Annotated in this window: 18 protein-coding genes; 14 read left to right on the top strand and 4 right to left on the bottom strand. The window is 54.2% G+C overall.

Annotated features, from left to right (window positions below; genetic code table 11):
* The 4 genes from VGK23_06315 to VGK23_06300 form a co-directional block, all read left to right on the top strand.
* Window positions 1–1,001 (top strand): DUF3427 domain-containing protein (locus VGK23_06315; GenBank protein ID HEY3420150.1); only part of this gene is annotated, 1,001 nt, incomplete at its 5' end.
* Between the two features lie 392 nt (window positions 1,002–1,393).
* Complete coding sequence (locus VGK23_06310; protein ID HEY3420149.1) at window positions 1,394–1,849, top strand: PAS domain-containing protein; 456 nt, start codon at window positions 1,394–1,396, stop codon at window positions 1,847–1,849.
* Window positions 1,846–2,751, top strand: coding sequence for a hypothetical protein (locus tag VGK23_06305; GenBank protein ID HEY3420148.1), 906 nt, complete (start codon window positions 1,846–1,848; stop codon window positions 2,749–2,751). The genes VGK23_06310 and VGK23_06305 overlap by 4 nt, the downstream gene beginning before the upstream one ends.
* Window positions 2,655–3,926, top strand: coding sequence for a response regulator (locus tag VGK23_06300; protein HEY3420147.1), 1,272 nt, complete (start codon window positions 2,655–2,657; stop codon window positions 3,924–3,926). The genes VGK23_06305 and VGK23_06300 overlap by 97 nt, the downstream gene beginning before the upstream one ends.
* 12 nt (window positions 3,927–3,938) lie before the next feature.
* Here the strand turns inward: VGK23_06300 and VGK23_06295 are convergent, their stop codons facing one another.
* Window positions 3,939–4,568: a hypothetical protein gene (locus VGK23_06295; GenBank protein HEY3420146.1), complete on the bottom strand. Its 630-nt coding sequence runs from the start codon at window positions 4,566–4,568 to the stop codon at window positions 3,939–3,941.
* The gene (locus tag VGK23_06290; protein HEY3420145.1) at window positions 4,568–4,780 is read right to left on the bottom strand and encodes a hypothetical protein; all 213 of its coding nucleotides are present in this window, start codon (window positions 4,778–4,780) and stop codon (window positions 4,568–4,570) included. Before VGK23_06290 ends, VGK23_06295 begins: the two co-directional genes overlap by 1 nt.
* Window positions 4,781–5,170: 390 nt before the next feature.
* Between VGK23_06290 and VGK23_06285 the strand changes: the two genes are divergently transcribed.
* The 6 genes from VGK23_06285 (at window position 5,171) to VGK23_06260 (ending at window position 9,025) form a co-directional block, all read left to right on the top strand.
* Complete coding sequence (locus VGK23_06285; protein ID HEY3420144.1) at window positions 5,171–6,103, top strand: ABC transporter ATP-binding protein; 933 nt, start codon at window positions 5,171–5,173, stop codon at window positions 6,101–6,103.
* A 5-nt stretch (window positions 6,104–6,108) separates the two neighbouring features.
* Window positions 6,109–6,921, top strand: a complete 813-nt coding sequence (locus VGK23_06280; GenBank protein ID HEY3420143.1) for an ABC transporter permease — start codon at window positions 6,109–6,111, stop codon at window positions 6,919–6,921.
* Between the two features lie 128 nt (window positions 6,922–7,049).
* On the top strand, window positions 7,050–7,697 hold the full coding sequence (locus VGK23_06275; protein ID HEY3420142.1) for a winged helix-turn-helix transcriptional regulator: 648 nt from the start codon (window positions 7,050–7,052) through the stop codon (window positions 7,695–7,697).
* A 9-nt stretch (window positions 7,698–7,706) separates the two neighbouring features.
* On the top strand, window positions 7,707–7,973 hold the full coding sequence (locus tag VGK23_06270) for a hypothetical protein (GenBank protein ID HEY3420141.1): 267 nt from the start codon (window positions 7,707–7,709) through the stop codon (window positions 7,971–7,973).
* A gap of 136 nt (window positions 7,974–8,109) precedes the next feature.
* A complete protein-coding gene (locus VGK23_06265) occupies window positions 8,110–8,529 on the top strand; it encodes a hypothetical protein (GenBank protein HEY3420140.1) in 420 nt (139 codons plus the stop codon).
* Complete coding sequence (locus tag VGK23_06260; protein ID HEY3420139.1) at window positions 8,501–9,025, top strand: flavodoxin domain-containing protein; 525 nt, start codon at window positions 8,501–8,503, stop codon at window positions 9,023–9,025. Before VGK23_06265 ends, VGK23_06260 begins: the two co-directional genes overlap by 29 nt.
* Before the next feature lie 278 nt (window positions 9,026–9,303).
* Here the strand turns inward: VGK23_06260 and VGK23_06255 are convergent, their stop codons facing one another.
* Entirely contained in the window at window positions 9,304–9,474 is a 171-nt protein-coding gene (locus tag VGK23_06255; protein ID HEY3420138.1) for a hypothetical protein, read from the bottom strand.
* Window positions 9,475–9,828: 354 nt separating this feature from the next.
* Here VGK23_06255 and VGK23_06250 point away from each other — a divergent pair, with 354 nt between their 5' ends.
* The 4 genes from VGK23_06250 (at window position 9,829) to VGK23_06235 (ending at window position 11,598) form a co-directional block, all read left to right on the top strand.
* Window positions 9,829–10,002: a YHS domain-containing protein gene (locus tag VGK23_06250; GenBank protein ID HEY3420137.1), complete on the top strand. Its 174-nt coding sequence runs from the start codon at window positions 9,829–9,831 to the stop codon at window positions 10,000–10,002.
* A 139-nt stretch (window positions 10,003–10,141) separates the two neighbouring features.
* Window positions 10,142–10,324 carry a YHS domain-containing protein gene (locus VGK23_06245; GenBank protein HEY3420136.1) on the top strand — a complete coding sequence of 61 codons (183 nt, stop codon included), beginning with the start codon at window positions 10,142–10,144 and terminating at the stop codon, window positions 10,322–10,324.
* A 195-nt stretch (window positions 10,325–10,519) separates the two neighbouring features.
* Window positions 10,520–10,993, top strand: a complete 474-nt coding sequence (locus VGK23_06240) for a hypothetical protein (protein HEY3420135.1) — start codon at window positions 10,520–10,522, stop codon at window positions 10,991–10,993.
* Window positions 10,994–11,004: 11 nt separating this feature from the next.
* Window positions 11,005–11,598 carry a thioredoxin family protein gene (locus tag VGK23_06235; protein HEY3420134.1) on the top strand — a complete coding sequence of 198 codons (594 nt, stop codon included), beginning with the start codon at window positions 11,005–11,007 and terminating at the stop codon, window positions 11,596–11,598.
* 15 nt (window positions 11,599–11,613) lie between these two features.
* On the opposite strand, the gene VGK23_06230 is transcribed toward VGK23_06235, so the two are convergent.
* Window positions 11,614–12,438, bottom strand: coding sequence for an SDR family oxidoreductase (locus VGK23_06230; protein ID HEY3420133.1), 825 nt, complete (start codon window positions 12,436–12,438; stop codon window positions 11,614–11,616).
* Window positions 12,439–12,611 lie beyond the last annotated feature (173 nt).

Raw genomic sequence — 12,611 nt, 5'->3', positions numbered from 1 at the left:
AACTAGAAAAGTTAGCTAGGGAATATATATTGGACAATATTCATAATGCTATAATTAATAAAAATAACATAATCAATAAAATCAAAACATATGAAGGAGAGCCAAGTGATAGAGTACACTATAGTGAGTTTTTAGACTATTACGGACTGACTCCCAGAGATATCTACACGAGAAGCACTTTGTCAGGTTTGTACAAAGAGGCAGGAATTCTTACAGAAGATCTAGACAATGAAAAAAATGGATTTTACTCCAAAGCATTTCTTAGACTATCTCATATTGATAGTAGAAGATGGATTTCCACAATCAAGTATTTGTTAAATAACGATATTAAAACAATAAACTCCATTCAAGAAAAAATGATTCTAATGTTATTTTACAATTTCTACAATAAAAAACCGGTCGATGTTGGATTCCAAGACCTGATTAAAGTTATTCAAAAAATCAAGGCGGATTCTGTATTCTGTGAGGAGTTAAATCAACTTCTAAATTATCGATATAATAAGATCAAATTTCTAGACGAAACTGTGGATATTGGTTATGAAAATGCTCTAGATTTACATTGTACATATTCTAGAGAAGAAATATTAACTGGGTTAGGAGTCAATTCGTTTGATCATCGTCAAGAATCACGTGAAGGGGTCTTTTATTTTAAGGAAAGAGACCTTGACATATTTTTCATCAATTTGCAGAAGAGTGAGAAAGAATTTTCGCCTACAACAATGTATGAAGATTATGCAATAAGTGATAGACTATTCCATTGGCAGAGTCAGAGCAAGACAAGTGATACTTCGATAACTGGACAACGCTACATAAAGGATAGAAAGATGGGTGGAAGAGTATTACTATTTGTTAGAGATATTAAATCTGAATCTTATACATTCTTAGGGAAAGCAAATTATGAAAGTCATCAAGGTAACAAACCAATTAGTATAATTTGGAGACTTGAGAAACCGATTCCTTCTCATATTCTGGAAAAGGCTTTGGCTGCAATAAGAAATTAATTTGGTATAGTAACCAAAAAAGGAAAATTTAATAATAAATATAAATTATATATATTGCCTTTCATAATAGCAATCCAACCTAGACAAGAACTCTAATAGCCCTTTCTGGGTATGATAAGTACTCCATAACACTCGTATGCCAGATAGTGAAACGATTGACTCTAAAAGAAATCATCAACAATATAAACTCCTAAGATAACTGCCCCAATCGGCCTTTTATATGCAATGACCTCCCATACTGTAACAATCGGTAAGGACCGGTAAGGGGAATGGAGAAGACGAACGCCGATCGGGCGAGACGCAGATTGTTCGAGAGACCGCTAGAGATAGTACTGGTCTATCTCGTCGTTTCCGCCATCTAGATATTCCTATCGGATAACATCGTCTATGTCATGATCGAAGACCCCTCAATGAGATACAACATCTCCCTCGTCAAGGGCCTGGCCTTCATCATCCTGACATCTCTTCTGCTATATTACCTGGTCAAGAAGGGTTTCGATTCGCTGAGGTCCTCGCAAGCCTCGTTTCGCAAGATCGAGCGTCGCATCCGTGTTATGATCGAGCGTGCCCCCTACGGCATCATCGAAAGTGACGAGAACGGTTTCATCATCCGTGCCAACCTAAAGGCGAACGAGATCCTCGGCACCAGTTCGATCGAGCTTATAGGTTCCAACCTGAAGGATTTCGTGGTACATACGACGGATATCATCCCCGAGCAGAGCTCGACCCCTGCTTTCCATGACGGCGTCGCGCGTTTCTCCCGCAAGAACGGCAAGCCAATATGGGTCCAGCGTGTCTCCACACCGATATCGGATGAGACCGGCTCCGAAAGGTACGTCCTGGAATGATCCATGACGTGACCGAGCAGAAGGAGAGCACGATCCAGCTGGCCAGAAGGGCGGAGGAGCTGGAAGCGCTCTACGACGTTTCCCGGAAGAACATCGGCTCAGAAATGGCCACGGACTCGCTGGAGAGCATCTGCGGCGTGGCTGTGGAGCGGCTGCAGGCCTCCTCGGCCCTCGTCTATGATCTCGACCCATCAGGAAAGATGACAACGATCGCTCAAAAGGGGACTCCGCCGGAATTCGAGCTCTCCACGGTAGTCGACAAGGCGGACCCGAACCCCCGGACGATCGTCCACGGCGATATGGCCTGGGCGGTGATTCCACTCATAGAGGATGGAACGGTCATCGGGGCCATGGTCTTCGGCCATCCCGATCCGGAATGGTTCACCAAGGACCGGATGGGGCCCTTCCAATCGCTCGCCAACCTTTCCCTGCTGTCCATCCAGAAGGTCCGGATGATCGAGGCACTGAGATCATATGCCAACGACCTCGAGGGAAAGGTCAAGGAACGCACCAAGGACCTTACCAACGTCACCGAGCGTCTTGCGGAGGAGGTGAAGCGGACCAAGGAGGCGCAGGAGAAGCTGTTCCAGGAGAAGGAGAGGCTGGATGTCACCATCCGCAGCATCGGGGAAGGGGTGATAGTCATCGACACCGAGGGCACCATCCTACTGGCCAACCAGATAGCCGAGGACAAATGTGCCTTCGCCGGTCAGATCACCGGTCTCAAGATAAGTGAAGTCCTTCCCTTACTGGACCCGATGACGGAGGAGGTCCTCACATCCTACTGGGTCGCCCGGGAAAACGATTGCGTCTCCGAACAGAAAGGGATCTGGTCAACCTCAATGGCCGGCGCGACCTCTCATACAATTCGGCTCCGGTCAAGGACAAGGCCGGCCGGGTGATGGGATACGTCATCGCTTTCCGTGACATAACCGACGAGGTCCGACTGCAGAGGGCCGTCTCCGAAGCGCAGCGGCTGGATTCCATCGGACAGCTGGCCGGCGGAATCGCACACAGCTTCAACAACGTCCTGACATCGATACTGGGCAACATCGAGATGCTCAGTTATGTAGAACTGGAGGAAGCCGACCGGAAGGCCCGCCTCAACGAAGTAAGGGTGGCGGCCATGAAGGCCAAGGACCTGTCGAACCAGCTGCTGACGTTCGCCCGGGGAGGGGAACCGGTGAGAAGGTGCATCTCGGTGCTGGACCTGCTGAGGGACATCGGCATAAGATACTCCGACGGTTCCAGGATCGAGGTCCAGGTCTCATCGGAGAACGGACGATACATGGTGAACGCGGACGAGGTCCAGATAGGCCAGGCATTCTCGAACCTGATCTCCAATGCCCAGACCAGCGCGCCGTCCGGCATCGTGCTCGATATCTCCCTGTCCTATCAGGAGATTGACAACGCCAAGGCCGCTTCTATCACCCCTATCCGATACGTGCTCGTGAAGATGGAGGCACCCAACTGGATATCGAAGAGGTCGGAGAGCGATAGCTCCCCGGCCAACGGTTCAGAGCTGGACGAGAAGCAGGGCCTCGACCTTGCTATCGCCAACTCCATCATCCGAAGGCACGACGGGTTCATGGTAATGAACACCTCGACCAAGGGCTCGAACTTCAGCGTCTACCTCATGGCCTGGTCGGAATGCGTCAACGCCCCAGCGGTCCGATCGAAATATCTGCTAGAACGTCCGGCCAAAGTGCTCATCATGGACGATGACGAGAGCGTGCTGGACGTCCTGTCCAACATGGTGGAGTCCTTGGGACATCAGGTGGTGGCGGCCAAGGAAGGCGGGGAGGCCATCGACCTATACGAGCAGGCGGATGCGGCCGGCGAACCGTTCGACGTGGTCATCATGGACCTCAACATTCCCGGCGGGCTCGGCGGCCGAGAGACCATAAGGAGGCTCCAGGAAAGATACGCCAACGTCAATGCCATCGTCTCCAGCGGCTATTCGAACGACCCGATAACCGCGAACTACATAAGCTACGGATTCAAGGGCGTGCTGCCGAAGCCGTACACCATGAAACAGCTGCAGGACGCGATCCACAAGGCGCTGGTCGCGCTCTGAACGTCGACCACGTCAGATGTGAAGCTCTTCCAGTATGGTCATCTCCATCCGCCTCAGCTTTCTGAGCTTCCCCCTCCTGGTCCGCCATCTAAGGGTCTGGATGGAGAAGAAGAGGACGGCCATGGACGCGGTGAACATGTTCAGCACTGCGATCCAATTGATAGACCAGTAGGTGATGCCCAGCGTCAGTTCGGTGACGTTCTCGGCGACCCCGATGAAATAGATGACGAACAGGATGGCGATGACCGGCCATATCCTGAGCGATTTCTGCATAGCCTCCACCATCCCATAGTTGATGTCGGTCATGCTCTTACGAGTCTGGCCCGGTACGGCACCGTTCGACCGGACCTCCGAGAGCTCCCTCAGGCTCCTTCTCAATTTCCTTAGCATGTACAGTTCGACCAGGGCCGATATCGACAGGGCGATGAACAGCATCGGGGGCGGGTTGAGGAATAGCACCAGGCTGATGTTGTCCAGGGGCACGCCCATATCGACCGCTGTCAGCATATTGGCCGATACGACCACTATGATCAATGTGGTGAAGAGCAGGTCCATCACGATGCTCTTCCTCATGAACTCCATGTGGCTCTGCGTCTCCGATTCGCCGGCATCGACGATCGAACGCAGGATCTCTCCAGCCATCAGAATCCTCCCCCGATGTAGAGCTCGGCGTTGATCCTCAGGAACCAGCTGTACCTTTCCACGCCCAACGGGAGCGCGCGGTACCGTATCCTAGTCCTTTCGCCCCACACCTCCTCATAGGATTGGATGTAACCGGCCTCTTCCAGCTTCTCGAGGTACTTCTCAGCGGTCGCGGCCTTCAGGCCGCATTCCTGGATGAGGTGGGTCTTCACTATCCCTCCTTCCCGGGGGTCATGCCGGATGATCCGCTCGAGCATGTTCTGGATGATGATGTTGCTGGACCGGTATTCTGAAGATCTGCCGATGGCCTTTCACCCATGTCCTGTCGAATGGCACCACTCCTTATCCCTTGTTCCAGAACAAAGGTAGGCGAGAATCCGCTCCGAGACTTTGGACGGGAGGAAGGTACACGGTCGGGGAATAGAACACTTTTGGTACGGGTCCAGCATTCGCCGAGCGATCGTCCCAGTCCTTGTCCATCAGTTCATCCCCAGGCTGATCGACGCCCCCGACCATTGTTTTGGAACAGGTTAAGACATCTCTAACGATGAGCACCTCGTGGACCGAAAGTGTCCGCTGATAAAGGATCAAAGGTGAAACAGATGAGCGATGTCATAGAGATTGAAGGCTTGACTAAAACATATCAGGACTTCGTCGCGGTCGATTCTCTTTCGATGAAGATACAGAAGAACCGTTTCGTTGGTTTCCTGGGACCCAATGGTGCAGGCAAATCCACCACGATCAAGATGCTTACCAATCTGACCCGTGCCACATCCGGCAAGGCCTACCTGAACGGGATCGACGTCGTGGCCGATCCCAAGAGGGCATTGGCAGAGGTCGGGGCGGTGGTCGAGACGCCTGAGTTCTACCCATACCTAACGCCGGAGAAGAGCCTGGAGTACATTGCCAGGCTACGGGGTATGAAACGTGCCGAGATCCCCGGCAGGACGAAAGAGGTCCTGGAAATGGTCAAGATGGATGAAGAGGCGAAAAAGAAGATCGGCAAGTTCTCCAAGGGTATGAAGCAGAGAGTGGCGATTGCTCAGGCGCTCATGTTCGATCCGTCGATCATAATCCTCGACGAGCCGACTTCCGGGCTGGACCCGAGGGGCATGGTGGAGGTCCGCGACATCCTGATGTCGCTGAAGAAGCAGGACATTACGGTGTTCATGTCCTCTCATTTGTTGAACGAGGTCAACGGATTGTGCGATTCCGTGGTGATGATGAACCGCGGGAAGATGTTGCTCCATCAATCGGTCGAGGATATGAAGAAGAACAGCGGCGCCGTCAGGTTGCAGATCGAGACGATAAGGGAAATCGACGGGGACCGGGTCAAGCTATACGCCAAACTTCCGTGCGTCATTGACATAGAGGTCTGTTCCAATAACCAGATAGTGGTGGACTTCAAGGGTGGTCCGGACGAAAGGAATGCCCTGCTCAGGAGCATCGATTCCGATGTGAAGGTCACCGCCTTTTATGATTCGGGGAACCCGCTGGAATCTTTGTATCTGAGCTTGATCAAGGAATCGAGGTGATCAGGATGACCACAAGGAATGATATACCCAGCGATCTCGAACAGGTACTGATCTCCACCAGGTACGAAGTGGAGAAGCATCTCCAGAGTCGGGCATTCGTCGGCATAATCGCACTGGTCATGGCGGTCCTGGCCCTCATGACGGTCGCTATGCCCGCGTTGGGCCTGAGCTTTTCGAGCAACGCGGTGGATTTCGTCCAGAACTATACCACTTGGATCGAGATAATCGTCCTGATCGCGGCGGTAGCGTTCGCCAGCGGCGCCCTTTCCTCCGAGTTCGAGAGGAGGACCGGCCTTTTGATGTTCCCCCAACCGGTGAAGAGAACGACCTATCTCATGGGAAAGTACCTGTCCAGCATCATAATGACAGGGGTGGCCTTGGGCATCTACTATGTGCTCGTGAGCCTTATGTCCCTGGCGATAGTCGGTTCCATCCCGGGGGCGATCCTGATATCGTTCGGTCTCGCTATGCTCTACGGGGCGGCGGTATGTGCGGTGGCGTTCCTGTTCAGTGCATTGCTGAAGACGAACACCGCAGCCATCGTCGCCACCGTGCTAACCTTCCTGATGGTGATGACCATAGTGTCGCAGCTACTGTCGATGTCGGGCGTGGACCCGTTCTTCCTGGCGTCGAATGCCTCGGGAACGATATCGTTCTCGCTGCAGGACCCCTATCCAGTCACGCACACCACTCTGATGGGGGATATGTCGTCGACGACATTCGTCCCCTCCGAGACCGGAGCGGCAATGGTGCTCATCGGTTACATCGTAGTGTCGCTGCTGGTCTCAACGGTCCTGTTCAGGAGGAAACAGTTCTAAGACACTCGCTACGGGTCGAGAGGTGATACAAACCCTTTCCGTCTTTTCCTAATTCACTAGATCGTTGATGCCAGGACAATTATCGTTGTGTCCACTTGTTTAATATTCCCACATCCGATATCGGACCCGTGGACGAGATCGACATCGCCATCGGCCGCAGCCTGATGCTGAACTCCAGGATGTCCTATTCCGATCTAGGGAAGTCCCTCGGGCTGACCCCTCAGGCCGTCCATCACCGCGTCCAGGAGCTGATGGACGCCGGCATCATCACCCACACCGGCACCTACATCAGCGAGCGCTACCATGGCAACATGTGGGTCGTGGTCTTCGGCTGGTCCCGCGCTACCTCCATGGACCAGCTGGCGGCGAGACTGGAGAAGGAGCGAAACGTTGCCGTGATCTTCGTGGCCAGCGGCAACTTCGTCTACATCCATGGCCTGGTCAGGGACGCGAGCGACATGGCCCGTTTCGTCTCCATGGTGCAGAGAGAGGCCATCATGCACGAGGTGCAGGTGGGCATCCTGCCAACACCTTCTCCGTCACCAAGGGATGCGTTCACCAACCTCGACCTGCGCATCGTCAAGGCGCTGGAATCGGATGCCCGCCGGCCGATAAAGGACGTGGCTGAGGAGGTCGGCGTCACCGTCAAGACGGCCCGGAAACGGCTGGACCGGATGACCGAGCAGGGCCTGATCGTCCATTCCATCCACTGGCGCCTGGATTCTCAGCCCGACCCCATCACCAACATCCACCTGACGGTACGGGAGGATGTGTAGAAGGAGAAGGTGGCCTTCACCCTGATCAAGAGGCTGTCGGCCGGGGTCATCCGGACGATGTCTTTCAGCAATCTCCCGAACCAGCTGATCATAACCCTCTGGACGCACAACAACCGGGAGACGCACCGGGTATGCCAGGAGCTGGAAGAGGAGGGCGTGTTCGTCTCCGTCGTTCCGAACATCCTGCAGGCGATCTACTACTACGAGGACCATCGGACTTCCTATCTCAAGGAGATGCTCGCCTCGCCCAAGATTTCGGGCAAGAGCACTGGCTGAACCGTCCATTACCACATCTTCCGGATTTCTACTAAGAACCGGTACTTCTTCCCCGTCCTTGTTCCATATCTTCGTCCGGTCATTTGACGCGAGCTCATCAACCCCGCCTTCCTTCGCCCATATAGGTGAAAATCAAATGACGATCACGGAGAACAGAAAGAAGGGATTGCTGGCGGTGTGCGTGCTCGCACTGGTCCAGAGCGCATTGAGGTTTGGGATACTGGGAGTCGTTCTGCAGAACGGGTGGCCGGCTACCGAGCATGCCGTATCATCGGACGTGGAGCTGTTCATTAACGTCATGTTCCTGCTGCTCGGGATCGGCGGGATCGTGCTGACCTACGGGCTGTTCGAGGGAAGGAGATGGGGATACATCGGTACTATCGGCATCAGCGCCATAACCATAGTGTTCGACGTCTGGGCGATATTCGCGGTGCAGCCGACGGCGCTGCTCGGTATCATCCTGCCGGTCGTGTTCATCGGCTATCTCTTCCTGGTCCGGAACGACTTCGTCGCCGGGGTGAGGGTCGATGAACGCGTTGGTGGCGTTCGGAACTAGGTATGGTTCGACGGAGGCGGTGGCGAACGAGATCGCTACCGTGCTCCGTTCGAACGGCATCGACACCGAGGTCCTGGACCTCCGTTCGAGGAAGAACGAGACTGTCTCCTCCTACCAGCTCGTGGTCGTCGGCAGCGGCATAATGGCCGGTTCCTGGTCTAAGGAATCGTTGCGGTTCCTGGACAAGAACAGGGACGAAATGAAGGGTCGGAAGATAGCCCTCTTCGCCTGCTGCGGGGACGTGGAGTTCAAGAAGGAACAGGCCGCGGAATGGAAGAGAAAGTACGTCACCGAGGTCGGCACCAAGTACGGCATCGAGCCCATCTCGACGGCGCTCTTCGGCGGCGTCATGGACTTCGAGCAGTATGGCTTCCTGGTCAAGGCGATCATGAAGAACGCCAGGAAGACCATCGAGGAACGTGGAGCGGACCCGTCCAAACCGTACGATTTCCGAAAATGGGACGAGATCAGGGAATGGGCCGCATCCCTGGTCTGAACGATCTCACACTCAAACCCTTTTCGCCACTTCCTGCTGACGATCAGTCCTACGTCGACATGATCCCATTAGTTAATCAGCGAGCCCCGCACAACGCAAACAAGGCTACACGACCGGCCATCAGCGATCCGCTGTTCCATCGATACCTTTTCCTTCTACAATATTCGCGTCATTTCGCCCATTTGTTCGGCCAGTTCATGCAGACTGTCGGCTCGGCGGACAGCGGCAGTGATTATTCTTCACTTCTGCGAAAAATGCGAGAATCGATGCATACTATTTCAATCGCCCGGTTGTTTTAGATTGTAACGTTCGACCGTATCGTCCATTTTGGCCGATGGTATCGTGCCGTCCGCTATCATGTCCTGAACTGTCATGCCGCCGTTTATGGCCGCATCTATTCGTTCGATCTCTCGCCTGGTTAATCGCTTTCCGTTCCCTTTTGTTGTCACGATCCCTTCCCCCCTTGAGTTTACCCACTTTGATATACTTCTGCCTTAAAAAATTTGAGGTTCTTATGCCCCCTTGCACTGACCAGCCTAACGTATTTCTCGTCCTCGATACGTTGTCCTTTCGTGCACATATAGCTGGATAAAGTGGCGAGTCCTCGACCGTCATTAATAAAAAGGTGATCAGGTATCGTCTTATTGTCGGAAGGGGGCGTTTGTCACCTCATCAGTGACTGTCTGGGCGTTTTCTTCCGGCACTGCTTCTGGCAATTCTACCTATGATGAAGGCGTATTCCTATGGTTGGTCGTCCAACGAAACATTTAACATCCATCGCAGGCTAAAAACGATCGATTAGCATGGCGATCGATCTGGTTTGCGGCAACAACGTCGACGAGCAGAAGGCGAAATTCTTCAGTGAATACAATGGACGGAGATTCTACTTCTGTACCAAAATGTGTAAAGGAGAGTTCGACGAGAAACCGGAAAAGTTCCTCTGGATGGAAGCGACCCTGAAGCGAAAGATAGAGTGACCGCCGCCGTTCACTTCTTCGGCCGCGATGAGCGCCGAACGAGACTTAACACCCGCCCGATCAGGCAACAAGCTCCTTTTCGTCAGAAAAGATGAAGCATAGACCAAACGTTCAAAACGTTTAATAGCCAGGCGCTCCGGTGGGATACTCCGATAGCATGGCGATCGATCTGGTCTGTGGTATGAACGTGGACGAGCGGACGGCCAAGTTCTTCTCCGAGTACAAAGGGAGAAGATTCTACTTCTGTGGCAAGATGTGCAAAGAGGAGTTCGACGACGACCCGGAGAAGTTCCTTAGGCTCGAATCCAGGATGAAGAAATAGCACCTATCATCATGGGTATGGCTGACGGTGCCTCTAAATCTAATAATCATTCTCAGGTGTTGCCAGTTCATCGCACTTGATTCCTTCCCATAATTACTTTAGGGCGCTCATGAAGTATTTTACAGCATGACACCCGGATTTTCCCTCAGACAAGGAATGCGAAAGCTTTGGTCAGACCATGTTTTCTGGACCAGATTGTACATCATCGCGGCCGTGGACGGCGCTCCCGACACCAATGCCGCCGCCGGGAGGCTCCTGAGGAATCAGGACGACATCGGCAACGCTATCGTCCCGGTCTATGGCCAGGACGCCGGAGAGAAGCTGACCGGGCTGCTGAAGCAGCATATCATGATCGCCGTCGACCTGGTCGCCGCGGCCAAGGCGAACGACACGGCCAAGTTCGCGGAATACGACAAGAAATGGACCGCCAATGCCGACGACATCGCCGCCTTCCTCAGCAGTGCCAACCCCAACTGGCCGAAGAAGGATGTCGCCGACCTGCTCTACCTGCACCTGAAGCTGACCAAGAACGAGGCGGTGGCCAGGCTGACCAAGAACTGGGACGACGACGTGAAGACCTTCGACGAGATCTTCACCGAGGCGATGGTGATAGCGGACACACTGTCCGATGGCGTGATCAAGCAGCACCCTGAGATGTTCAAGGACTAGGGCGGAACCCGATGACCCTCCCGCCGCTCCAATATCCAATGCAGCTCATGACCCGGTCGCCCGATTTCTTTGGTCTGAGAGGCGTCGACGGGAAGGAATACTCGCTCTCCTCGTTCGACGGCAAGGACGTGCTGGTGATCATGTTCATGGCCAACCGCTGCCCCACCGCCCGTGTCTACACGGATAGGATGAACTCCATCCAGCGTGATTATGGCGGACGAGGGGTCCAGCTGGTAGCGGTGAACTCCGACAGCCAGTATCTTTTTTCCACGGAGACATATCCGGAGATGGTGCGGATCGCCCAGGAGAGGGGCTTCACCTTCCCCTATCTGAAGGACGAGAGCCAGGACCTCGCGAGATCGTACGGGGCGTTGGTGACCCTGCACGCTTTCGTGCTGGACCGGGAACGGCTCATCCGCTATCGGGGAAGGATCGATGATTCGAGGGACCCCGACCTGGTGACCGTCCACGACCTGAGGAATGCACTGGACGATATCCTGGCCGAGAGGCCGGTGCGGGTTCCGGAGACCCGGCCGTTCGCCTGTGCCATCGAGTACTTCGGGCCCTGTGCCGATTGCGGGGACCGTCTGCCCGAAAGGCCATGAACTCACCTAGGCAGGTCACTTCTTCGGCAGAGAAGAGCGCCGTATGAGCGCGAAGAACGCCCGGTCCGGCAGGATCCTTCTTAGTGCCAGCATCAGCCCTGAGTACTTGCCGGCGTGGTGGCGCAGCTTCCAGTTCATGTCATTGACCGCCTCGAAGATGCACAGGGCGATGCGTTCCGGCGGTGAACCGACCCTTATCTTCTGCTCGGCGCTCTTTTTCTCCGCTGTCACCATCGCATCGTACTCGGTCAGGCCTTCCTTTTTCGCGAAGTCCATGGACCGGGTATAGAAATCGGTCCTGATCACGCCCGGTTCGATGAGCTTGACCCTGATGTTGAACGGGCGCAGCTCATACTGCAGCCCCTCCGAGAAACCTTCCACGGCAAACTTGGCCCCGTCATAGACGGAGTGTAGCGGAGCGCCGATCCTGCCGCTTATCGATGAGACGTTGACGATGGTACCGCCATTCTGGGCCCTCATGATCGGGATGACCTCCCTGGTGATGTCCATGAGCCCGAGAACGTTCGTTTCGAACTGCCTTCGGACCTGTTCCGGTGTCGTTGCCTCGAACACGCCCTCCACGGCGTAACCAGCGTTGTTGACCAGGACGTCTATCCTCCCGTGCTTCTCTATCGTTCTCCGGACCGCGTCCCTGACCGACCCGAGGTCCGTGACATCGAGATGCAGCAGGTCGACATTGTCCATGCCCTTCAGGTCGGTCTGCCGCTGCTCCGGGTGGCGCATGGTCGCCACCACGCTCCATCCCTCGTCCGCGAAGAAATGCGCCGTGGCATGGCCGATGCCGCTGGAGCACCCCGTTATCAAGATCACTTTCGACATGTTCCCTCTCCCGTTATGACGACCCATCAATGCGCACTCAATCACGTTTTAACCCTTAATAGATGACCGCTTGGCCGTACACGACCAACGGCCGAAGGTTCGGACATGCCAGGAGCGCCGGAAAAGCCTCGTTATGCCCAGGAACGCGCCCCCAGCGTGAAACAAGAATTAAT

This window comes from Methanomassiliicoccales archaeon (genome assembly GCA_036504055.1).
Lineage (GTDB): Archaea > Thermoplasmatota > Thermoplasmata > Methanomassiliicoccales > UBA472 > DASXVU01.
This window is presented reverse-complemented; position numbering and strand designations above follow the sequence as displayed.

Coding starts and splice junctions, on each gene's coding strand:
- VGK23_06310 (HEY3420149.1), top strand. CDS start 1,394: ATGATCGAAGACCCCTCAATGAGATACAACATCTCCCTCGTCAAGGGC.
- VGK23_06305 (HEY3420148.1), top strand. CDS start 1,846: ATGATCCATGACGTGACCGAGCAGAAGGAGAGCACGATCCAGCTGGCC.
- VGK23_06295 (HEY3420146.1), bottom strand. CDS start 4,568: ATGGCTGGAGAGATCCTGCGTTCGATCGTCGATGCCGGCGAATCGGAG.
- VGK23_06285 (HEY3420144.1), top strand. CDS start 5,171: ATGAGCGATGTCATAGAGATTGAAGGCTTGACTAAAACATATCAGGAC.
- VGK23_06280 (HEY3420143.1), top strand. CDS start 6,109: ATGACCACAAGGAATGATATACCCAGCGATCTCGAACAGGTACTGATC.
- VGK23_06265 (HEY3420140.1), top strand. CDS start 8,110: ATGACGATCACGGAGAACAGAAAGAAGGGATTGCTGGCGGTGTGCGTG.
- VGK23_06260 (HEY3420139.1), top strand. CDS start 8,501: ATGAACGCGTTGGTGGCGTTCGGAACTAGGTATGGTTCGACGGAGGCG.
- VGK23_06250 (HEY3420137.1), top strand. CDS start 9,829: ATGGCGATCGATCTGGTTTGCGGCAACAACGTCGACGAGCAGAAGGCG.
- VGK23_06235 (HEY3420134.1), top strand. CDS start 11,005: ATGACCCTCCCGCCGCTCCAATATCCAATGCAGCTCATGACCCGGTCG.
- VGK23_06230 (HEY3420133.1), bottom strand. CDS start 12,438: ATGTCGAAAGTGATCTTGATAACGGGGTGCTCCAGCGGCATCGGCCAT.